The sequence below is a fragment of the Streptomyces sp. CA-249302 genome (assembly GCF_050936785.1).
In the GTDB taxonomy this organism is placed as follows: Bacteria; Actinomycetota; Actinomycetes; order Streptomycetales; family Streptomycetaceae; genus Streptomyces.
Map to the genome: position 1 here is coordinate 700,353 of NZ_JBNJMG010000001.1, position 20,325 is coordinate 720,677.

19 protein-coding genes and 1 pseudogene are annotated in these 20,325 nt (G+C 71.2%); 7 read left to right on the forward strand and 13 right to left on the reverse strand.

Annotated elements, in window-relative coordinates:
- Positions 1-136: 136 nt before the first annotated feature.
- The 5 genes from ACQEWB_RS03155 to ACQEWB_RS03175 all read right to left on the reverse strand — a co-directional run bounded on the left by ACQEWB_RS03155 (position 137) and on the right by ACQEWB_RS03175 (position 4,119).
- Positions 137-1,396, reverse strand: a complete 1,260-nt coding sequence (locus ACQEWB_RS03155) for an RNA polymerase sigma factor (protein WP_432826769.1) — start codon at positions 1,394-1,396, stop codon at positions 137-139.
- Complete coding sequence (locus ACQEWB_RS03160; protein ID WP_432826771.1) at positions 1,393-1,725, reverse strand: YciI family protein; 333 nt, start codon at positions 1,723-1,725, stop codon at positions 1,393-1,395. The genes ACQEWB_RS03155 and ACQEWB_RS03160 overlap by 4 nt, the downstream gene beginning before the upstream one ends.
- Complete coding sequence (locus ACQEWB_RS03165) at positions 1,725-2,459, reverse strand: nuclear transport factor 2 family protein (protein ID WP_432826773.1); 735 nt, start codon at positions 2,457-2,459, stop codon at positions 1,725-1,727. Before ACQEWB_RS03165 ends, ACQEWB_RS03160 begins: the two co-directional genes overlap by 1 nt.
- 92 nt (positions 2,460-2,551) lie before the next feature.
- Positions 2,552-3,610 carry an LLM class flavin-dependent oxidoreductase gene (locus tag ACQEWB_RS03170; protein WP_432826775.1) on the reverse strand — a complete coding sequence of 353 codons (1,059 nt, stop codon included), beginning with the start codon at positions 3,608-3,610 and terminating at the stop codon, positions 2,552-2,554.
- Positions 3,610-4,119 carry an SRPBCC family protein gene (locus ACQEWB_RS03175; RefSeq protein ID WP_432826777.1) on the reverse strand — a complete coding sequence of 170 codons (510 nt, stop codon included), beginning with the start codon at positions 4,117-4,119 and terminating at the stop codon, positions 3,610-3,612. The genes ACQEWB_RS03170 and ACQEWB_RS03175 overlap by 1 nt, the downstream gene beginning before the upstream one ends.
- A gap of 186 nt (positions 4,120-4,305) precedes the next feature.
- Here ACQEWB_RS03175 and ACQEWB_RS03180 point away from each other — a divergent pair, with 186 nt between their 5' ends.
- Entirely contained in the window at positions 4,306-5,436 is a 1,131-nt protein-coding gene (locus tag ACQEWB_RS03180; protein ID WP_432826779.1) for a glycoside hydrolase family 19 protein, read from the forward strand.
- Positions 5,437-5,449: 13 nt separating this feature from the next.
- Positions 5,450-6,217 (forward strand): NPP1 family protein, encoded by a 768-nt coding sequence (locus ACQEWB_RS03185; protein ID WP_432826781.1) that lies wholly within the window; start codon positions 5,450-5,452, stop codon positions 6,215-6,217.
- Between the two features lie 64 nt (positions 6,218-6,281).
- On the opposite strand, the gene ACQEWB_RS03190 is transcribed toward ACQEWB_RS03185, so the two are convergent.
- From ACQEWB_RS03190 to ACQEWB_RS03205, 4 genes are all read right to left on the reverse strand, one after another.
- Positions 6,282-7,808: an MFS transporter gene (locus tag ACQEWB_RS03190; RefSeq protein ID WP_432826783.1), complete on the reverse strand. Its 1,527-nt coding sequence runs from the start codon at positions 7,806-7,808 to the stop codon at positions 6,282-6,284.
- Positions 7,805-8,221, reverse strand: coding sequence for a VOC family protein (locus tag ACQEWB_RS03195; protein WP_432826785.1), 417 nt, complete (start codon positions 8,219-8,221; stop codon positions 7,805-7,807). The genes ACQEWB_RS03190 and ACQEWB_RS03195 overlap by 4 nt, the downstream gene beginning before the upstream one ends.
- A 1-nt stretch (position 8,222) precedes the next feature.
- Positions 8,223-8,993, reverse strand: coding sequence for an SDR family NAD(P)-dependent oxidoreductase (locus tag ACQEWB_RS03200; protein ID WP_432826787.1), 771 nt, complete (start codon positions 8,991-8,993; stop codon positions 8,223-8,225).
- 262 nt (positions 8,994-9,255) lie between these two features.
- Positions 9,256-10,176 carry a zinc-binding dehydrogenase gene (locus tag ACQEWB_RS03205; RefSeq protein WP_432826789.1) on the reverse strand — a complete coding sequence of 307 codons (921 nt, stop codon included), beginning with the start codon at positions 10,174-10,176 and terminating at the stop codon, positions 9,256-9,258.
- Positions 10,177-10,275: 99 nt separating this feature from the next.
- Here ACQEWB_RS03205 and ACQEWB_RS03210 point away from each other — a divergent pair, with 99 nt between their 5' ends.
- From ACQEWB_RS03210 to ACQEWB_RS03225, 4 genes and pseudogenes are all read left to right on the forward strand, one after another.
- Positions 10,276-11,103: a class I SAM-dependent methyltransferase gene (locus ACQEWB_RS03210; protein ID WP_432826791.1), complete on the forward strand. Its 828-nt coding sequence runs from the start codon at positions 10,276-10,278 to the stop codon at positions 11,101-11,103.
- A 289-nt stretch (positions 11,104-11,392) separates the two neighbouring features.
- Positions 11,393-12,532, forward strand: a complete 1,140-nt coding sequence (rho, locus tag ACQEWB_RS03215) for a transcription termination factor Rho (RefSeq protein WP_432826793.1) — start codon at positions 11,393-11,395, stop codon at positions 12,530-12,532.
- A 76-nt stretch (positions 12,533-12,608) separates the two neighbouring features.
- Positions 12,609-13,166, forward strand: coding sequence for a hypothetical protein (locus ACQEWB_RS03220; RefSeq protein ID WP_432826795.1), 558 nt, complete (start codon positions 12,609-12,611; stop codon positions 13,164-13,166).
- Positions 13,167-13,269: 103 nt separating this feature from the next.
- A pseudogene (locus ACQEWB_RS03225) lies at positions 13,270-14,100 on the forward strand (D-alanyl-D-alanine carboxypeptidase family protein); the annotation flags it as partial.
- Between the two features lie 83 nt (positions 14,101-14,183).
- Here ACQEWB_RS03225 and ACQEWB_RS03230 read toward each other — a convergent pair.
- Both ACQEWB_RS03230 and mptB read right to left on the reverse strand, forming a co-directional pair.
- Entirely contained in the window at positions 14,184-15,536 is a 1,353-nt protein-coding gene (locus ACQEWB_RS03230; RefSeq protein WP_432826797.1) for a glycosyltransferase 87 family protein, read from the reverse strand.
- Positions 15,533-16,930 carry a polyprenol phosphomannose-dependent alpha 1,6 mannosyltransferase MptB gene (gene mptB, locus ACQEWB_RS03235; RefSeq protein WP_432826799.1) on the reverse strand — a complete coding sequence of 466 codons (1,398 nt, stop codon included), beginning with the start codon at positions 16,928-16,930 and terminating at the stop codon, positions 15,533-15,535. The genes ACQEWB_RS03230 and mptB overlap by 4 nt, the downstream gene beginning before the upstream one ends.
- A gap of 162 nt (positions 16,931-17,092) precedes the next feature.
- On the opposite strand from mptB, the gene ACQEWB_RS03240 reads away from it, so the two are divergent.
- Positions 17,093-17,866 (forward strand): alpha/beta fold hydrolase, encoded by a 774-nt coding sequence (locus ACQEWB_RS03240; RefSeq protein WP_432826801.1) that lies wholly within the window; start codon positions 17,093-17,095, stop codon positions 17,864-17,866.
- A 10-nt stretch (positions 17,867-17,876) separates the two neighbouring features.
- Here ACQEWB_RS03240 and ACQEWB_RS03245 read toward each other — a convergent pair whose 3' ends face one another.
- Positions 17,877-18,815 carry a glutaminase gene (locus ACQEWB_RS03245; RefSeq protein ID WP_432826803.1) on the reverse strand — a complete coding sequence of 313 codons (939 nt, stop codon included), beginning with the start codon at positions 18,813-18,815 and terminating at the stop codon, positions 17,877-17,879.
- A 47-nt stretch (positions 18,816-18,862) separates the two neighbouring features.
- A complete protein-coding gene (aspA, locus tag ACQEWB_RS03250; RefSeq protein ID WP_432826805.1) occupies positions 18,863-20,275 on the reverse strand; it encodes an aspartate ammonia-lyase in 1,413 nt (470 codons plus the stop codon).
- Positions 20,276-20,325: the final 50 nt, after the last annotated feature.

Below are 20,325 nucleotides of genomic sequence, written 5' to 3' on the forward strand. Positions count from 1 at the left end.
CCAGACGGAGGCCCGCGAGCCAGACGTCCGGTGCGCCGAGAAGTGCCGCGAGGGTCTGACGAACCAGTCTGCGAGCCTGAGCGGTCATCGGGATCTCCTGTGTCGTGGGTCGTTTCACCCCACCGACGAACGGGATCTAGGCCGATCGACACTCCGCGAGCCGCTTCTCCAGGAATCTCCGCTCGGCCTCGTTCTCCACCAGTTCCAGCGCCCGCTCGTACGCCTCGGCCGCCTCCTTCGTACGTCCGGCCCGTCGCAGCAGGTCGGCGCGGGTGGCGGGCAGCAGGTGGTAGTCGGCCAGGTCGCCCTCCCCCGCCAGCTCGGCGAGCAGCGCGAGTCCGGCGTCCGGGCCCTCGGACATGCCGACGGCCACCGCACGGTTGAGGCGGACCACGGCCGAGGGCACGAAACGGGCGAGCTCGCCGTACAGGCCCGCGATGTCGGCCCAGTCGGTCTCGTCCGCCGTGCGGGCGCTGGTGTGGCAGGCGGCGATGGCAGCCTGGATCTGGTACGGGCCGGGCCTGCCGCGGCGCAGTGTCGTCTCCAGGAGCCCGGTGCCCTCGTCGATGTCGGCGCGGTCCCAGGCGGTGCGGTCCTGGTCCTCCAGGGTGACCAGTTCACCGGCCGCGTCCACGCGCGTGTGCCGCCGCGCGTCGTGCAGCAGCAGAAGGGCGAGCAGGCCGAGCACCTCGGGTTCGTCGGGCATCAGACGGGCCAGCACGCGCGCGAGGCGGACGGCCTCCGCGCAGAGGTCGGTGCGGACGAGGTCGGCGCCGGTCGAGGCGGCGTAACCCTCGTTGAAGAGGAGATAGAGGACGGCGAGTACGCCCGTGGTGCGTTCGGGCAGGAGGTGGGCGGGTGGCACGCGGTAGGGGATGCCGGCGTTGCGGATCTTCTTCTTGGCGCGCACCAGGCGCTGCGCCATCGTCGCCTCGGGGACGAGGAAGGCGCGGGCGATCTCCGGCGTGGTGAGTCCGGCGAGGGTGCGCAGGGTCAGCGCGACCCTGGCCTCGATGGGCAGGGCGGGATGACAGCAGGTGAAGATCAGCCGCAGCCGGTCGTCCTGGACACCGCTGTCGTCACCGTCGTACTCCGGGTCGTACGGCCCCTCGTCCCGCGCCGGCACCGCTGCCTCCCGCAGTTTCGCCGCCCCGACCGCCTCCCGGCGCAGTACGTCGAGGGCGCGGTTGCGGGCGGTCGTGGTCAGCCAGGCGCCGGGGCGGCGCGGGATGCCGTCGCGCCGCCACCGGTCCAGGGCCTGGGCGAAGGCGTCCTGCGCGGACTCCTCGGCGAGGTCCCAGTCGCCGGTCACCCGGATCAGGGTGGCGACGACCTGGCCCCATTCCTCGCGGAAGGCGGCGGCGACGGCCGCCTCGACCTCGTCCGTGGCGATCACTCCCAGACCGGCCGCACCTCGACCGAACCACCGTCGGAGGCGGCCGGATGCCGTGCGGCCAGCGCGATCGCCTCGTCGAGGTCTGCCACGTCGATGAAGTCGATGCCCGCGATGTACTCCTTGGTCTCCGCGAACGGCCCGTCGCTGAGCAGCACTTCGTCGCCCCGGACGCGCACGGTGGTGGCATCGGCCGGCGGCCGCAGCCGTGCGCCGCCGGTCACACGACCCGCCGCCGCAAGGTACGCGGCGAACCGCGGGTCGCCGGTGTGCTCCGCCGGGCTCCGCTCCTCGCCCCCGACCGGGGAGCACAGCAGCAGGGCGTACTTCATCACGCCTCCTCCGGGTCCTCGGTCTCGGGCAGGAGGGTGGAGTGTTCGTGGACGATCGCCCAGCGCAGACCGAGATCGCGGTATCCGGTGGTGACACGTAGTACGTCGTCCAGCGGGGTGCCGTCGGCGCGGGTGGCACGCATGCGGATACGGGCATGGGAGAAGGCGATGCTCTCGTCGGTGCGGACGGTCAGCTCCAGCACCTCGCGGATCACCGGCCCCTTGGTGTCCGCGAGCATCTCGTCGACGGCCTTGCGGTAGGCGTCGAGACCGCGGTGCGCACGGTAGCCGCCGAAGACCTCCGCGTCGGGCGCGTAGCACGCCAGCATCCGCTCGACGTCCCGCTCCCGGGCCGCCTCGGTGAGCTCCGCGTCGAGCCCGCGGACGGCCGTCTCGGCGTCCTCCTCGTCCCACATCGGCCAGAAGGGCCGTACCTCCATGGCACCGACGGTGGCGACGGGATGCCGGGCGGCGGCCTGCACCGCCTCCTCCAGGCTGTCGCACTCCAGGACGTCGAACCCGGCGACGTACTCCTTGGTCTCCGCGAACGGTCCGTCGGTGCGGAGCACCTCGCCGTCACGCACCCGCACGGTGACGGCCTCCGAGGGCAGGGCCAGCCGGTGGCCGTGCAGCCTCGTGCCGCGGTCGCCGAGGTCCTCCACCCAGGGTTCGACAGGGGGCATGTCCGAGGCGTCGGCGGTGTCGTCGCCGCAGACGAGCAGCATGTACTTCATGAGTCCTCCAGGTCGTCATGAGCTTCCTACACCCCACCGACGAACGGGACCCGCCCGAATCGACACCACCACCGAATCCGCCCCGGACGGCCTCACGACGTGCCGTCGATCTCCCGTACCAGCTCGATCGCCCGGGCCAGCGTGGCAAGGCGGGCGTCCAGAGTTCCTCCGGCCGGATACAGGCGTACGGTGTCCACGCCCGCGTCCCGCCACACGCGCAGCCGTGCGCGCACCATCGGCTCGGTGCCGATGAGGGTCGTGGCCAGCACCATCTCGTCGGTGACGAGGGCGGCCGCCCCGTCCCGGTCCCCCGCCTGCCAGCGCTCGCGCACCTCGGCGGCCGGCTCGGCCCAACCCTGGCGGCTGTAGGCGTTGTTGTAGAAGTTGGTGGACGCGGAGCCCATGCCGCCGAGGCTGAAGGCCAGTTCCTTCTTGCGTCCGGCGACCATCGCGGCCAGCGCGTCCTCGTCGGCGGCGAAGGCGACCTCGGCGCCCTGGCAGACGTCCAGTTCGGCACGGTCGCGGTCGCGTCGGGCGAGGCCCTCGTCGAGGTGGGCGAAGTAGGCGTCGCCCGCCCCCTCGGGCACGAAGCTGGTGCCGAGCCAGCCGTCGGCGAGCTCGCCGGTCAGCCGCAGCATGGCCGGGGAGAGAGCGGCGAGGTAGACGGGGACGGCGTGCTCGGCCCGTGTCGACAGGCGCATCGGGACGGCGTCGCCGCCGGGCAGCGGGATGGTGAACTCCCCGCCGGAGTAGGCGAGTTTGCCGCCGTCGAGGACGCGGTGCACGATCTCCACGGTCTCCCGGACGCGGGCGAGTGGCCGGGCGAAGGGGACGCCGTGCAGCCCCTCCATCACCTGCGGTCCGGACGCCCCGAGGCCCAGCAGGAAGCGTCCGCCGGAGAGGTTGGAGAGCGTGATCGCGGTCTGGGCGACGGCCACCGGGGTGCGGGTGCCGACCTGGATGACGCCGGAGCCGAGCAGCATGCGGTCGGTGCGGGCCGCGTAGAACCCGAGCGCGGAGGGCGCGTCGGAGCCCCAGGCCTCGGCCACCCAGCAGACGTCCAGTCCGAGTTTCTCGGCCTCGACGACGAAGTCGGCCTGCCGCGACCAGTGTTCGCCGCCGGAGGCCTCGACCGTGGTCGCGGTGCGCATCAGCGGGTCTCCGCCAGCCGCTTGATGTGGTTCAGGGTGGCGGTGATGTTCTGCTCGATCTCCCGCAGCCGTACGAAGATGATCTGCTGCTCCTTCTCCGGCATCCGGTCGATGGCCGGGGAGAGCCCGGAGCGGCCGGGGCCCAGCTGCATCCACTCCGACAGCTCGGTGCCGCCGTCTCCCTCGTGCAGCCTCAGGCGCCAGACGGCCATCGGTTCGGCGGGGTCCTGTACCGCCCAGGCGAGGACACGGCCCGGTTCGTACTCGATGACGTGCGAGGTGGTGGCCCACTCGCCGAGCGCCTGGTGCTTGTTGCGGCCGAGGAAACGAGCACCGACCGCGGGTCCGGTGGCGCCGTCGAGCCACTCGACCGACTGGAGTTCCGGGCTCGTGCGCGGCATCAGCCCGATGTCCGAGACGAGCGCCCACACCCGCTCGGGCGGAGCGTCGATCCAGGTCCGCACCTCGACCGTGGGCTTGTCCGTGTAGCGCGCGCCCGTCCACTTCACGCCGGCCTCCTCAACACGTGGTCGTAGCACCCGGGTTCGTCATGCCCCACGATGCGACCCCTGGTTCCGGCCATCAACTTCATTCCTTTCCTTAAGTGTTGACGCTACCCGACGGAACTGCCATGGTCTGGACCAGCTGACACCTCTCCCTCACCTTCCGCACCCTGCCAAGGAGCGAGGTCCACCATGCCCACCCCCCACCTCACCCTGTTCCGGCTCAGACGCATAGCCGTCGTCGCTGCTCTCGTCGCCCTGATCACCGCGCTGTTGAACGCCACGCCCGCCCTCGCGGCGGACGGCCGGATCACCGGGCTGGCCGGCAAGTGCGTCGACGTGGCGGGCGCGAACAGCGCCAACGGGACGGCCGTACAGCTCTACGACTGCAACGGGACCAACGCCCAGATCTGGTCCAACCCGGGCGACGGCACCCTGCGCGCGCTCGGCAAGTGTCTCGACGTGGTCGACCGGAGCACCGCCGACGGGGCCGCCGTACAGCTGTGGGACTGCTCGGGCGGTGCCAACCAGCAGTGGGTGGTGTCCGGCGCCAACGACATCGTGAACCCGGCCGCCAACAAGTGCCTGGACGTGCGCGACAACAACAGCGCCAACGGCACACGGTTGCAGATCTGGACGTGCGCGGGCACCGCGAACCAGAAGTGGAACGCGCCGGCGGGCGGCGGTGGCGGCGGGAATCCGTCGGGCTTCGTGGTGAGCGAGTCGCAGTTCAACCAGATGTTCCCGAACCGGAATTCGTTCTACACCTACAGCGGACTGACCGCCGCCCTGTCCGCCTACCCGGGGTTCGCCAACACGGGCTCGGACACCGTGAAGAAGCAGGAGGCGGCGGCCTTCCTGGCCAACGTCAACCACGAGACCGGCGGTCTGGTCTACGTCGTCGAGCAGAACACCGCCAACTATCCGACCTACTGCGACTGGAACCAGCCGTACGGCTGCCCGGCCGGACAGGCCGCCTACTACGGACGCGGGCCCATCCAGCTGTCGTGGAACTTCAACTACAAGGCCGCGGGCGACGCCTTGGGCATCGATCTGCTCAACAACCCCTGGCAGGTGGAGCAGAACGCGTCCGTGGCCTGGAAGACCGGCCTGTGGTACTGGAACACCCAGACCGGCCCCGGCACCATGACCCCGCACAACGCCATGGTCAACTCCGCCGGCTTCGGCCAGACCATCCGCTCCATCAACGGCTCCCTCGAGTGCGACGGGAAGAACCCCGCCCAGGTACAGAGCCGCGTCGACGCCTACCAGCGCTTCACCGCCGTCCTCGGTGTCAGCCCCGGCAACAACCTCTACTGCTGACGCAGGAGTTGCGATGCGAAACCTGAGGTCTCTCACCAAGGGGCTGCTCGGTGTCCTCGGTGCCCTGACGCTCGTCGTCGCGGTGCCGGCGAGTGCCCACGCCAACGTGCTGCAACTGCTGCCGCAGAACGCCGACGGCCTGGAGCAGAGCTTCTCCCCGGCCTACGACTACGACGGCGACGGCTGCTACGCGACGGCCGCGATCGGTGCCGACGGCACGATCAATCCCGGGCTGAAGCTCGGCGGCGACGTCAACGGGCACTGCCACGACTACGCGCAACTGGCCAACGCCAACACCTACTCGCGGGAGAAGTGCAACAACGGCTGGTGCGCGGTGATGTACGCCAGCTACTTCGAGAAGGACCAGGCCACCCTCGGCCCGGCGGCGATCGGTCACACGCACGACTGGGAGCACGTCGTGGTGTGGATCAGCGGCAACGAGGTCCAGTACGTGTCGGTGTCGCAGCACAGCGGCTACCAGGTGGCGGCCCGCTCGTCGGTGCGTTTCGACGGCACCCATCCCAAGGTCGTCTACCACAAGGACGGTGTCTCGACCCACTGCTTCCGCTTCGCCAACAGCAATGACGAACCGCCGGAGAACGCCACCGGGGGCTGGTTCTACCCGCGGCTGGTCGGCTGGGGCGGCTATCCGGCCGGCTTCCGCGACAAGCTCCTGAGCGCGGACTTCGGCGCCGCCACGATCAAGATCAAGGACGGCGACTTCGCCTACGCGCTCGCCCACTCCATGCCGTCGGGGATCCCGTTCGACCCGAACGCCTGACGGAACCCCCGAACACACGAGAGAGGCCGGGGTCCGCGACCCCGGCCTCTCCCTTCCGCGCGTGCTACGCCGACGCCGTCTGCACCGTCGGTTCGCCCGCGCCCACTGCCGACCGGGCCGCGTTCTTGCGGACCAGCAGCAGCGTGACCAGTGCGCCAAGGAGGGAGGCGCAGCCGCAGATCACCACGCCGACCGCCATGCCGTGGGCGAGGGCGTCCTGGGCGGCGGCCCGGGCGCTGTCGCTACCGGCGTTGACGACGGCGAGCGGCCCTGCCGCCGCCTCCATGCCCGCGTCGGCTCCGGAGAGCTTGCCGACCAGGGCCGAGGAGGCGAGGCTCATCGCGACCGTGCTGATCACGGCGGGGCCGAGGCCCTGGCCGAACTCGCGGACCAGGCTGGTCGCACCCGAGGCCATTCCGGTCATGTTGATCGGTACGGCGTTGACGGCGGCCGAGGTCAGCGAGGAGACCACGCAGATGAAGCCGACGCCGAGCAGCAGCACCGGGCCGATGAAGGCGGCCAGCGAGGTGGTGGTGATGGGCAGGGCGGCGATCCAGAACTGACCGGCGGCCATCGGCAGCAGCCCGCCGACCAGCAGCCAGCGCGGCTCCACCCGGGTCAGCATCTTGCTCAGCACGGGTGCGAGGAGCAGCGGGATCAGCTGGAGGATCACGAACGGCATGCCCGCCTTGAGCGCGCTCAGGTGCATGACCGCGCCGAGGCGGATGGAAACGCAGTACGCGGTCCCGATGAAGCCGAACATGCCGGCCAGGGCGACGACGGCCGCCGCGGCGAACGAAGGGATCTTCAGCAGGTCGAGATTGAACATCGGGGACGCGGCGCGCCTCTCCGCGATCACGAACGAGATCAGGGCCACGGCGGCGAGAGACAGACTGCCGACGATCGCCGGGCTGCTCCAGCCGCGCTCGCCGCCCTCGATGATGCCCCAGAGCAGGGCGGTGAGGCCGACGGCGACGGTGATCTGGCCGGGCCAGTCCAGGGCGCGGCCCTCGGGCGCCTTGGAGTCGGTGACCAGGAACCAGCTGGAGACGCCGACGGCGAGACCGAGCACGACCGGCGGCACGAACGCCCAGCGGAAGTCGGCGACGGTGGCGAGGATGCCGGAGGACAGCGGACCGACGGCCGATGCGAGGGAGATGCTCAGCGCCCACGTGGAGACGGCCTTGGCCCGGTCCTTCTCCTCCGGGGTGGCGGCCGCGATCACCGCGAGAGAGCTGGGGAAGAGGGCGGCGGCACCGATACCGGCGAGCGCCTGGCCGATCCACAGCATCTGGACGTTCTGGGAGGTCGCGTTCAACAACTCACCGAGCGCCAGGATGAATCCGCCGAGGACGAGGAGCCGTTTCCGGCCGAACAGGTCGCCGACCACACCGAAATTCAGTTCCAGAATCGCGGTGGGCAGAATGAAGGCGGAGGTAACCCACGCCACCTGGGAACCGGAGGCGCCGAATGCGGCCTGGATTTCTCCGTTGATGGGCGAGGGCACGGTAATGCACATCTGCGCTGCGGCCACGGCCAGACAGCAGGCTATGAGGGTTCCCCTGTCGAGTCTTTTCAGCACGCTTGTCATTCCGTACTCCGTCGCTCTATGAGTTCGATGAGATTTCCCTCGGGGTCGGTGACCCAGGCCATGCGCACACCGGGCTCTGGGGACGGCCCCGGTGCTACGGCCTCGCCCGCCCCGTGCGCCAACAAGGCCGCGTGGACGGGGTCGAGTTCGGGGGTGGTGACCGCGAAGTGGCCGTATCCCTCGGTGAGGACGGCAGTCTTCGGGTCGGGGGCCCGCAGGCCCGGTGCGGAGCCCGGTCTGGCCAGCAGTTCGAGACGCCAGCCGTGCGGATGCTCCAGGACGACGCCGCGCAGTCCGGGGCCCTCGACATGGAACTCGAAGACGGACTTCAGGCCGAACGCGGCTTTGTACCAGGCAGTTTGGGCTTCCAGGTCCCGTACGTTGACGCCCACGTGGTCGAGTCGCACGGTCATCTCAGCCCGCCATCGCGCTGTCGCCGCCGTCGACCATGAGGTTGGCGCCGTTGACGAACGCGGCCTCGTCGGAGCAGAGGAAGGCCGCGGCGCGCGCGATGTCCTCCGGTTCGCCGACGCGTCCGACCGGGATGCGGGCCTCCAGGTGGGCCTTGGGACCGTTCGGGTCGTCGAGGAAGGGGGCGGTGGCCGAGGTGCGGGTCATGCCGGGGGCGATGGTGTTGACGCGGATGTGGTGGGGGGCGCCGGCCGCGCACAGGTGCCTGCTCATCGCGAGCACCCCGCCCTTGGCGGCGCCGTGCGGCACCATCGGCATGAACGGGGCCCCGCGTACGGCGGCCACCGAGGCGACGTTGAGGACGGCCCCGCCGCCGCGCGCGATCAGGTGCGGCCAGGCGGCCTGGGTGCAGAAGTAGGGGATGTCCAGCTCGTTCTTGATGGTGAAGTACCAGTCCTCGGCCGGCATCGTCTCGAACGGGCCGTTCCGCAGGGCGGAGGCGTTGTTGTAGAGGATGTCGATCCCGCCGAAGGCCTCGATCCCGGCGTCGATCCACTCCCGCGCGCCGGCCTCGGTGGAGAGGTCGACCGGCGCGAGGGACCGCATGGTTCCGCCGGCCTTCTCGACGAGTTCCACGGTTTCCGCCGCACTGTCCTCGTCGATGTCACAGCCGAATACGGTGGCGCCTTCGGCGGCGAATACCTGGGCCGCCGCCCTGCCTATTCCTGCCCCCGTTCCACTGATGAAAGCGATTTTCCCGGCCAGTCGACCCATGATTGCCCAAGTCCCTTGTCCCGTGCCCGCCGGAGTGCGGTGATGGCAGAGTAGGTAGGGGGTTGGGCCGGAACAAGAAATAGGTCAGCGAAGGGCCATCGGGGGTTCGTATGGCTGGTATACGGCTCGGGCCCCGAGGCGCGCCGGAAGCGTCCGCACGCTGTTGCCGGCGAAGCTGGAGTGACGGGAGAGTTCGGCCCCGGGCAGGGCGACCGTGGCCTCCAGCCGGGCCGGCGGGATCGCGTCCGGCGGCAGCCCGGCGTCAGCTCACGTCAAGGACCGCCTTCCCCCGCAGCCTGCGCCCGCTCAGCGCCTCCACCGCGTCCGCGATCTTGTCCCAGGGGCCGCGCCAGCCGACCGGAACGCGCAGCTTCCCGGCGTCGACCAGGGCGAGCAGTCGCCCCAACTGGGCCTGGCGGTCGGTGAGTCCGCCGCCGTTGTAGACCGACACGATCGTCTTGGGCGCCTTGCTGCCGAGCGTGGATCCGACCGGCAGCACGGCCTCCCGTCCAGAGGCCCAGCCGATGCTCTGCAGGCTGCCGCCGGACGCCAACAGGCCGTACGCGGCGGTGAGTTGTTCACCGCCCACCGTGTCGACCACGACGTCGACCGGCTCTGTCACCTGGTCGACCCGGCCCACCACCTCGTCCGCCCCGAGCTCCGACACCCACCGCAGCCCGTCCTCGGACCCGGCCACCCCGATGACATGTGCCCCGCCCAGCGCCGCGAGCTGTACCGCGAACCCGCCCACACCGCCGGACGCCCCCGTCACCAGCACCCGGCGGCCGAGCAGCGGCCCCGCCTGTTCCAGCGCCCGCAGCGCGGTGCCCGCCGCGACCGGCAGCGCGGCGGCCTCGCCCAGGTCGACGCCGGCCGGGACGACGGCGATGTCGGCCACGTCCATGGCCCGCAGCGCGCCGAAGCCCCCGCCCTCCGCGAAGCCCACGACCCGGCTGCCGACGGCGGGCCCGCTGCCGTCCGCGGCGGCGCGCACGACGACGCCGGCCGCGTCGAAGCCGATCACGTCACCGGGCGCCGCCTGCTGGGCGAACCACAGCTCGGCCGAGTTCAGCGAGGTGTGGCCGACCTCGACCAGCACCTGGCCCGGTCCGGGCTCCGGATCCGGAGCCTCGCCCAGGCGCAGCCGCCCGGGTGCCTCGGGGTCCACGATCAGTGCGCGCATGACTTGCCCTTCCCGTCGACGGTCGTCCGTCCCACGCCAACCGTGACCGATCCGGAGTTCTTCCCGCCATTCGAGGCCCGTCCGGGGTTGGATGTCGTCATGAGCACCGACGAGCACACGCGGTTCATGCGGGCCAACCAGGCGAACTGGGACGCCCGCACCCCCGTACACCTCGCCAGCCGCTTCTACGGCCTCGACCAGGACCTCGACCCGGAGCGCTGGTTCGCCTCCTTCGAGTGGGACGACCTCGGTGAACTGGCCGGCCGCGACGTGCTCCACCTCCAGTGCCACCTCGGCACCGAGACGATCGCCTTCGCCCGGCGCGGCGCCCGGGCCACCGGCCTCGACTTCTCCGCGGCGTCGGTGGCCGCGGCGAGGGACATCGCGGTGAAGGCCGGCCTGGACGTGGACTACGTACAGGCCAATGTGTTCGATGCCGTACCGGCCCTGGACGGGCGGCAGTTCGACGTCGTGTACACCGGGAAAGGTGCGCTGTGCTACCTCCCGGACCTGGACCGCTGGGCGGACGTCGTGGCTCAACTTCTGCGCCCTGGCGGCAGGTTGTACCTCGTCGAGTTCCACCCGCTCCTCAACTCCCTGGGCCCGAAGCCCGCTCCGGGCGAGGGTCCCGAGCTGTTGCTGCGCCACGACTACCTGGCCGGCGGCGGCCCCGTGCACCGCGATGCCACGCACACGTACACCGACGGTCCGGCCGTGGAGGGCGCCACGGACAGTTACGAGTGGATGCACGGAATAAGCGAGGTCGTCAACGCGTTGACCGGGGCAGGACTGACCATCCGGACTCTGCGCGAGAGCGATGAGCTCCCTTGGCCGCGCTGGCCGCAGATGGTCCGCACGCCGTCCGGCTGGTGGCGCCTTCCGGAACCCCGGATCCCGCTTCTGTACGGTCTGCTCGCCACTCGCTGAGCGGTTTGAGGCCGTACTCCGTGTGGTACGGTCCTGCTAGCACTTGTGTACGCCCCGTGTCAGGGCGCCGGTGCCAGTTCTCCTTCAGTACGCCGACCCACCCGCCGATTTCCCGGCCGGTGCACCGGCATTCCAGCTCCACCTCGTGACCGGCACAGCTGTGCCGTACCCCGAGGCAGCTGTTCCCGCCGCCGAAGGCGCATGTCCGCCTTCCCGTCGCGGCTTCTCTCCTCCCTCCCGCATGTCTCATGCCATCCGTCTTCGAACGGACCGAAAGGACCAACCCACCATGACCACCACACTCGAACCCCCTGTGAAGCAAGAGCCCCAGACCCAGATCGCCACCGGTGTCCTCGACATCGACGCGGGCGGGAAGGGGCACCTGCGTGCCGAAAGCCTCCTGGCCTCGTCCTCCGACCCCTCGGTCTCCTCCGCGCTGATCCGCCGTCACGGCCTGCGCAAGGGCGACCTCGTCGAAGGCGTCCGCGACGGCCGGCGCGCCCTGACCGAGGTCGTACGGGTCAACGGGCGCATGCCCGAGGACCTGCGCGGCCGCCGTCACTTCCGTGACCTCACGCCGCTGCACCCGAACCGGCGACTCCGCCTCGAACACCCGGCGGCCGGCCTCACCGGCCGCGTCGCCGACCTGATCACCCCCGTCGGCAAGGGCCAGCGCGGCCTCATCGTGGCCCCGCCCAAGACCGGCAAGACCGTGCTGCTCCAGCAGATCGCGGCCGCCGTCGCGGGCAACCACCCCGAATGCCGCCTGATGGTGGTGCTGCTCGACGAACGCCCGGAGGAGGTCACCGACATGCGGCGCTCCGTGCGCGGCGAGGTGTACGCCTCGACCTTCGACCGGCCCGCCAAGCAGCACATCGCGCTCGCCGAGCTCGTCATCGAGCGGGCCAAGCGGCTCGTCGAGGCGGGCGAGGACGTCGTCATCCTGCTCGACTCGCTCACCCGGCTGTGCCGCGCGCACAACAACGCGGCCGCCACCGGTGGCCGTACCCTCAGCGGCGGCGTCGACGCGACCGCGCTGCTCGGACCCAAACGGTTCTTCGGGGCCGCCCGCCTGGCCGAGGAGGGCGGCTCCCTCACCATCCTCGCCACCGCGCTCGTGGAGACCGGTTCGCGCGCCGACGACTACTTCTTCGAGGAGCTCAAGAGCACCGGCAACATGGAGCTCCGCCTCAACCGCGAGCTCGCCTCCCGCCGTGTCTACCCGGCCGTCGACATCAACCCGTCCGGCACCCGCCGCGAGGAACTCCTGCTCTCCCCCGCCGAGTTGACCGCCGTACGCGGCCTGCGGCGCGCGCTCCAGACCCGGGACGGCCAGGGCAGCCTGGAAACCCTCCTGGAGCGCATGCGCGACACCCCCGACAACGCGACGTTCCTGCGCCGCATCCAGCCGACGCTGCCCGCCGAATGACCGGTGGCCCCAGCGGAGTTGACGGCCGGACGGATACCGTGGCTGCTGCAAGGCACCGACACGAGGGGGAATCGCCGTGACCGGCATCGAGATCGCCGTGGGATACGTCTTCGCCTGGGCCGTACGCAAGGTGCGGCGGGCGGCGCCGCGGGCGGACGCCGAGGTCGACCGCGCGATCGACGCGGGGATGGACCGGCTGCACGACCTCGTCAGCGGGAAGCTGGGCGAGGACCCCGCGCTCACCAGGGCCATCTCGGAGGCCGACGGCGGCTCCGAGGAGCTGAGCGAGCGAACCCGCCGCCGCCTCGAGGACTCCCTGGCGGACGCCACCGACGACGACCCGGACTTCAAGAAGGCCCTCGAAAAGGCGGTGGCCGAACTCCAGGCGGCCGGCGCCACCGTACCGACCCGCACGGTCAAGGCCTCCGGCACACGGTCCGTGGCCGTAGGAGGCAGCGCGGGCGTGATCATCACCGGCGACCGGGCGACCGCTCCCGCCACCGCTGTTCCTGCCCGAGGCGGTGAGACCCCGCCCGCAGCTCAGCAGACGGACGTCGAGGCCTCGGGTGAACGCGCCGTCGCCGTCGGGGAGGACGCGGGCCACATCGTGACGGGCGACGGCCCCACCACCTGAAACAGCCTGCCGCCCGCGAGGGCACTGCGGCATCCGGGTGCTCCCGCCCCCACCCCGGCCCGGCCATCGCCGCGTACGCCGGAGCAATTCCTACGTTGACGATATGACTATCGGATTCTCATCCCGGGCTGTCGTCACGACCTGCGCGCTCTGCACGGCGGGCGTCCTCGCGTTCACTCCCGTCGCGGCGGCCGTGGGCACGGAGCCCACCCCGCCCGGCGGGACGCGGACGGCGGTGCCGCAGGCGTCGTTGCTGTACCGAGCGGGCACCCAGGTGCGGGCGCAGCGCGGAGTGCCCGGGCTGCCGGACGTCTCCGCGCTGTCCTGGCTGGTGGCCGACGCCGGTTCCGGCGAGGTGCTGGCCGCGCACGACGCACACCGCAGACTGCCGCCGGCCAGCACGCTCAAAACCCTGTTCGCCCTCACCGTGCTGCCGGCCCTGCCGGCCGGCATCCGGCACACGGTCAAGGAGTCGGAACTGGCGGGCATCGGGCCGGGCAGCAGCCTGGTCGGGGTCGCCGAAGGGCGTACGTATCAGGTCGCGGACCTGTGGCGCGGGGTGTTCCTCAACTCCGGGAACGACGCCGTGCACGTCCTCGCCGCGCTCAACGGCGGGTGGCGTACGACGGCCGTACGGATGCAGGCGAAGGCGCGTGCCCTCGGCGCCCGCGACACCCATGTGCGGTCGCCGGACGGGTACGACACGCCGGGGCAGGTGTCGTCGGCGTACGACCTCGCGGTGTTCGGCCGGGCGGGCCTGCGCAACGCGGACTTCGCTCGGTACTGCGGCACGGCCGAGGCGAAGTTCCCCGGCGGTGGCGGATGGTCGTACGAGATCGCGAACACGAACCGGCTGCTGACCGGCGCGGACGGCGTCGAGCGGTATCCCGGGCTGATCGGTGTCAAGAACGGCTACACGACCAACGCCGGCAACACACTCGTCGCCGCGGCCCGCCGGGGCGGGCGCACGCTGGTCGTCACGGTGATGAACCCGCAGGCGGGTGGCGGGTTCACCGTCTACGAGGAGGCCCGGGACCTGCTCGACTGGGGGTTCGCGGCCGCCGGACGGGTCGCGCCGGTGGGGTCCTTGGACGCGCTGCGGGTCAGGCCGAGGCCGGGGCCGGAGGCCGTTCCCGTGGCCGCGGCGGTCGCGCCGGAGGGCGGGCCGGGCTGGGCGGAGACGGGATTCATCGCCGCTGCCGCCGCACTCGGCGCGGGCGCGGTGGCGCTGGTGCTGCGGGCCAGGGCCGCACGGGCTGCGGGGAGTTGACCGGTCGGCAGCCACAGCAGCAGGCCGAGGGTGATCCACGCGTAGATGTTGCTGCCCAGGAATCCGTCGATGCCGGAGGCGTCGTGGAACCACAGCCACACCACGCTGGTGCACAGCACGGTGTATAGGGTGCCCGCGACGCGCGGGTGCCCGGTACGGATCAGCACGGCGAAGGACGGGAGCAGCCACACCAGGTGGTGCACCCAGGTGATCGGGCTGACCAGGCAGGCGGTCAGGCCGGTCAGCGCGAAGGCGGCCGCCCAGTCACCCGCGGCGACCGCGCGTCCGGACCGCCATGCCCAGACGCCGAGCACCAGCAGCACCGCCAGCGCCCACACCGGGCGGTCGGTGATGCCGAGGCGGGCCAGGATCCCCTGCAACGACTGGTTGGAGACGTAGTCGAGGCGGCCCACCCGGTTGGTGTCCCACAGAGCCTCGGTCCAGTAGAAGCGCGAGGCGTCCGGGGCCACCACGGCGGCGAGCCCGGTCGCCGCGCCGGTGACGGCGGTCGCCACGGCGGCGGCGCGCCACCGGCGGGCGACCAGCAGCAGGCCGATGAAGACCGCGGGCGTCAGCTTGATCGCCACCGCGAGGCCGATGCCGACGCCCGCCCAGCGTTCCCGGCCTGTGCGCAGCAGCCAGGCGTCGGTCAGCACGAGGGCCAGCAGCAGAAGGTTGACCTGCCCGAAGCTGAGGGTGTCGCGGAGGGGCTCGAAGAGAGCGAGGACGCAGGCGCCCAGGGCACAGCCGTACCAGCCGTAGCGGCGCCACGCGCCCTCGGTCAGGTAGTGCAGGACCAGCGCGAGGGCCGCCAGGTTGAGCAGCAGGGCGAGGGCGATCGCGGTGTGCAGGCCGACGAGGGTCATCGGCAGCATGCTGACGGCCGCGAACGGCGGATAGGTGAAGCCGTACGTCGTCCCGGGCACCTGGTAGTCGTAGAGCCGTCCGCCGTGGTGCATCCAGGTGTTGACGGCCCCGTAGTAGACGCGCAGGTCGAACCAGTCGCGCAGCAGCGGCACGGTCGCGGTGAAGACCGTGACGGCGGTGGCGAGGCCGAGGATCAGCAGCACGCGGCCGCGGTCGGTGCGGGGCCCGGTCATGCGGTACGTCCCACTGCCGGGGCCTGGGCCGCCTGGTGGGCCTGCCACAGGACGACCACGGCGAGCAGCCCGCCGGAGACGGCCAGGACCAGTTCGTCGGTGCCGGCCGGCATCCCGCTCGGCAGTGCGAGGAACGCCACCACCCCCGTGACCATCGCCAGTCGGCGCCGTATCGATGTGTTGGGTGCCGCGGCGGCGATGAGGAACAGGCCCCACAGGGCGTACCAGGGCCGGATCGCCGGGCCGAGGACGACCACTGCGGCCAGGCTCAGACCGAGCGCGTACACGGGCGAGATGCGCCCCCTGCGCTTCCATATGACGAGGATCGCGACGCCGGTGGCCGCCATGCCGAGGGCCTGCCAGGCCGGGACGGCGAGCGGAGCCAGATCGCTGCCGAGCTTGGTGAGCAGGGCGGCGGTGGCCCGGCCGAGCAGGCTGGTCAGGGCCCAGTTGTGGGGCGACACGGGGGTCTTGAGTGCTCCTATCCAGCCGTATCCGGTGCCGGTCGCGGCGGTGACGGCCACGGTCGTGGCGGCCGCCGCGGCGGCGGTCGTCAGCACCGCGCGCACCGGACTGCGGCCCGCGCGGATCTGGAGCGCTATCACCGCCGCGAGGCCGAGCACGGCGGGTGCCTTGACGAGGGCGGCGAGGGTGACGAGCACGGCCCCGATCACCGGCCACCGGCCGAGCGCGGCCACCAGGCCCATGCCGAGCAGTCCGAGCATGATCGCGTCGTTGTGGGCGCCGGCGACCAGATGCAGCAGCACCAGCGGGTTGAGGGCGCCGAGCCAGAGCGCCTGGGCGGGGTCCGCGCCGCTGTGGCGGGCGAGGCGGGGCAGGGTCGCCGCCATCAGCGCCACGCCGAGCAGGGCGACCAGGCGCATTCCGAAGAGTCCGGCCGGCAGTTCGCCGCGGGTCAGGCCCGACAGGGCGGACGCGACGCCGAGGAAGACCGGGCCGTACGGGGTCCCCGTGTGCTGCCACAGCGGCGGGACCTCGTTCGCGAGCGGGCCGCCGAGGTGCGCGGGACCGTAGGCGTAGACGTCCATGTGGGCGTCGACCATGGCGCCCTGGGCGAGATAGCTGTAGACGTCCCGGCTGAACAGGGGCGGGGCGAGCAGCAGCGGTGCCGCCCACACGGCCAGGACCAGCAGCAGGGCGCGTGGGGTCGGCGGCTCGGCGCTGCGGACGAGCCGCCCGAGCAGCACCCAGGCGGCTATCAGGAGGACGACGCCGAAGTAGGCGCCGACCAGCCCCAGGGCCACGCGCACATTGGCGGGGTCCAGGAGCTCTTCGACGGGCAGGGCGCCGGCCGTCTCACCTCCGAGCGCGAGGAAGGCGGTGCCGGCCAGGCCCAGCACCTGACAGCGGCGGAGATCGACGGGAAAAGCCATGGCCAACACTCGGAAAGCGTGTCAACGCCGGGTGGCCGGAAATTGACGTGCCGACCGCCGGGCAGGGACCTGCGGGTGACCGGCGTGTGATCTCGCCGTCGCAGCGATGAATTCGCCGGGTCCGGCCGGTCTCCTTCATAGCCGACTCCCCTGTGAACGGACGTGATCGCAGTGCCGAACAGCTCCGGATACGCCAAGGTCAACGGTCTTGAGATGTATTACGAGGTCCACGGACCCGCCGACGCCACGCGCCGCCCGCTGGCGCTGCTGCACGGCGGTGTCCACACCGTCGGTCTCTCCTTCGCGGCCGTGCTGCCCGCACTGGCCGCCGACCGGCGGGTCGTGGCGCCCGAACTCCAGGGGCACGGCCACACCGCCGACACCGACCGCGACCTCACGGTGGCGAACCTCGCCACGGACGTCGTGGCGCTGCTCGACGAACTCGGCATCCAGCAGGCCGACTTCCTCGGCTTCAGCCTGGGCGGGCTCACCGCCCTCGAGGTCGCGGTACGCCACCCGGAGCGCGTCGGGCGCCTCGTGCTCGCCGCCACGCAGTATCACCAGGACGGCTACCACGACGACGTCCGCACACCCGACTACAGCTCGCCCCGGCTGCCGAGCCAGGCGGACTTCCAGGAGTGGGCCGACGCGTACGCGGCCGTCGCACCGCACCCCGAGCACTTCGAGGCCTTCCTCGGCAAGGTCACCGGCGCGGCCCACGCGCCGCTGCCGTGGACCGCCGACGACCTGCGCGGACTCGACGCGCCCACGCTCCTGGTCGTCGGCGACGCCGACTTCGTACGCGTGGAGCACGCGGCGGAGATGCGGGAGCTGATTCCGCAGGCGCAGCTGGCCGTGCTGCCGTCCACGACCCACGTGGCGCTGATGCGGCGCACCTCGCTGCTGGTGCCGCTGCTGACCGGGTTCCTGGACTGACCGGGCGGGCTCAGAACACCGACAGTCCGGTGAGGGTCGTGAAGCGGTCCAGGGCGGCCACGCCCGCCACCGAGTTCCCGCGCTCGTCCAGTCCCGGGCCCCACACGCACAGCGTGCACTGTCCGGGCACGACCGCGATGATGCCGCCGCCCACCCCGCTCTTGCCGGGCAGGCCAACCCGGTAGGCGAACTCACCCGCCGCGTCGTACGTCCCGCAGGTCAGCATCACCGCGTTGACCTGCTTGGCCTGGCTGCGGGTGAGCAGCCGGCTGCCGTCGGCGCGGATGCCGTGGCGGGCCAGGAAGCCGGTGGCCAGGGCCAGGTCGGCGCAGGAGGCCGTGATCGAGCACTGCCGGAAGTACTGGTCGAGCAGGGCCGGGATCGGGTTGTCGATGTTGCCGTAGGACGCCATGAAGTGGGCGAGCGCCGCGTTGCGGTCGCCGTTGGCAGCCTCGGAGGCGGCGACGTCCTTGTCGAAGTCCAGAGCCGGGTTGCCGCTCTCCGTGCGCAGAAAGCTGAGCAGTTCACCGGCCGCGTCTCCGGTACGGGTCTGCAGGCGGTCGGTGACGACGAGCGCGCCCGCGTTGATGAACGGGTTGCGCGGGATGCCGCTCTCGTACTCCAGCTGGACCAGGGAGTTGAAGGGGTTGCCGGAGGGTTCGCGGCCCACGTGCTCCCAGAGCTCGTCGCCCTCGCGGGCCAGGTCGAGGGCGAGGGTGAAGACCTTGGTGATGGACTGCGTGGAGAACGGCTCGCGCCAGTCCCCCACGCCGTACACCGAGCCGTCCAGCTCCGCGACGGCCATGCCGAAGCGGCGCGGATCGCAGGCGGCGAGCGCCGGGATGTAGTCGGCGGGCCGGCCGCGGCCGGGGGTGCGCTCGATCTCCTCGGCGATGCGCTCCAGGACCGGCTGGAAGGAATGGGACGACGTCATTGTCATGATCACCATTGTGCCTCCGCGCCGGTCCCGGCGCGTCGTCGCAGGTCAGGGACTACTCAGACCAGGGGCGAGCCGCTGCCCGCGAGGATCTCGGGCCGCAGCAGGTCGGCGAGTGTTTCGGCGGGCAACAGGCCCTTCTCCAGGACCAGTTCGGCCACGCCACGGCCGGTGACCAGGGCCTCCTTGGCGATGTCGGTGGCGGCCGTGTATCCGATGTGCGGGTTCAGCGCCGTGACCAGCCCGATCGAGTTCTCGACGCTCGCGCGCAGTGCCTCTGTGTTGGCGGTGATGCCGTCCACGCACCGCTCGGCCAGTGTCACGCACGCGGCCTGCAGATGCGTGATGCTCTCCGACAGGGAGTGCAGGATGATCGGCTCGAAGGCGTTGAGCTGGAGCTGGCCCGCCTCGGCGGCCATGGTGATGGTGACGTCGTTGCCGATGACTTCGAAGGCGACCTGGTTGACGACCTCGGGGATCACCGGGTTGACCTTGCCGGGCATGATGCTCGAACCGGCCTGCACGGGCGGCAGGTTGATCTCACCGAGGCCCGCACGCGGCCCGGACGACAGCAGCCGCAGGTCGTTGCAGCTCTTGCTGAGCTTGACGGCGATCCGCTTCAGCACGCCGGACATCTGGACGAACGCTCCGCAGTCCTGCGTGGCCTCGACCAGGTTGGCCGCGGTGACCAGCGGCAGCCCGGTGATGTCGGCGAGGTGCCGGCGGGCGGACTCGGCGTACCCGGCGGGGGCGTTGAGCCCGGTGCCGATGGCAGTGGCCCCCAGGTTGATTTCATGGATCAACTGGACGGCCTCGTCAAGACGGTTGCGATCCTCGTCAATCATGACGGCATACGCGGAGAACTCTTGACCGAGCGTCATCGGCACCGCGTCCTGCAATTGTGTACGGCCCATCTTGAGCACATTGCGGAACTCGACGGCCTTGCGGGCGAACGAGTCCTGGAGTACAGCCATCGACCTGAGCAACCCACGCACCGCGAACACCGTCGCCACCTTGACGGCGGTCGGGTAGACGTCATTGGTCGACTGCCCCAGATTGACGTCCTCATTGGGATGCAGGAACTGGTACTCGCCCTTGGCGTGCCCCAACAACTCCAACGCCCGGTTCGCGACGACCTCGTTGGCGTTCATGTTGGTCGAGGTGCCCGCGCCCCCCTGGATCACATCGACCACGAACTGGTCGTGCAGCTTCCCGTCCCGAATCTCCCGACAGGCCTCGACGATGGCGGCAGCCTTCTTGGGCTCAAGCAGCCCGAGCTCCTCGTTGGCAAGAGCAGCGGCCTCCTTGACGGCGGCCAGCGCGTCGATCAGATGCGGATACGCGGAGATCGGAGTCCCGGTGATGGGAAAGTTCTCGGTGGCACGCAGGGTGTGCACACCCCAGTAGGCGTCTACGGCAACATCCCGATCACCAAGCAGATCATGCTCGCTACGGCTGACGACGTGAGTCATGAGGGTACGGATCCTCTTTCAACAGGGTTGAGTGACGCGCCCCTTCTTTT

What these genes read in the sequence shown, in the direction of transcription:
- ACQEWB_RS03205 (WP_432826789.1), bottom strand. Translation starts at nt 10,176, where the DNA reads ATGCGCGCACTGATCGTGGACCCCGAGGCACCCGGGCGGCTGCGCCTG.
- ACQEWB_RS03165 (WP_432826773.1), bottom strand. Translation starts at nt 2,459, where the DNA reads ATGAAGTACATGCTGCTCGTCTGCGGCGACGACACCGCCGACGCCTCG.
- ACQEWB_RS03210 (WP_432826791.1), top strand. Translation starts at nt 10,276, where the DNA reads ATGAGCACCGACGAGCACACGCGGTTCATGCGGGCCAACCAGGCGAAC.
- aspA (WP_432826805.1), bottom strand. Translation starts at nt 20,275, where the DNA reads ATGACTCACGTCGTCAGCCGTAGCGAGCATGATCTGCTTGGTGATCGG.
- ACQEWB_RS03160 (WP_432826771.1), bottom strand. Translation starts at nt 1,725, where the DNA reads ATGAAGTACGCCCTGCTGCTGTGCTCCCCGGTCGGGGGCGAGGAGCGG.
- mptB (WP_432826799.1), bottom strand. Translation starts at nt 16,930, where the DNA reads ATGGCTTTTCCCGTCGATCTCCGCCGCTGTCAGGTGCTGGGCCTGGCC.
- rho (WP_432826793.1), top strand. Translation starts at nt 11,393, where the DNA reads ATGACCACCACACTCGAACCCCCTGTGAAGCAAGAGCCCCAGACCCAG.
- ACQEWB_RS03200 (WP_432826787.1), bottom strand. Translation starts at nt 8,993, where the DNA reads ATGGGTCGACTGGCCGGGAAAATCGCTTTCATCAGTGGAACGGGGGCA.
- ACQEWB_RS03185 (WP_432826781.1), top strand. Translation starts at nt 5,450, where the DNA reads ATGCGAAACCTGAGGTCTCTCACCAAGGGGCTGCTCGGTGTCCTCGGT.
- ACQEWB_RS03180 (WP_432826779.1), top strand. Translation starts at nt 4,306, where the DNA reads ATGCCCACCCCCCACCTCACCCTGTTCCGGCTCAGACGCATAGCCGTC.
- ACQEWB_RS03245 (WP_432826803.1), bottom strand. Translation starts at nt 18,815, where the DNA reads ATGGTGATCATGACAATGACGTCGTCCCATTCCTTCCAGCCGGTCCTG.
- ACQEWB_RS03170 (WP_432826775.1), bottom strand. Translation starts at nt 3,610, where the DNA reads ATGCGCACCGCGACCACGGTCGAGGCCTCCGGCGGCGAACACTGGTCG.
- ACQEWB_RS03190 (WP_432826783.1), bottom strand. Translation starts at nt 7,808, where the DNA reads ATGACAAGCGTGCTGAAAAGACTCGACAGGGGAACCCTCATAGCCTGC.
- ACQEWB_RS03230 (WP_432826797.1), bottom strand. Translation starts at nt 15,536, where the DNA reads ATGACCGGGCCCCGCACCGACCGCGGCCGCGTGCTGCTGATCCTCGGC.
- ACQEWB_RS03195 (WP_432826785.1), bottom strand. Translation starts at nt 8,221, where the DNA reads ATGACCGTGCGACTCGACCACGTGGGCGTCAACGTACGGGACCTGGAA.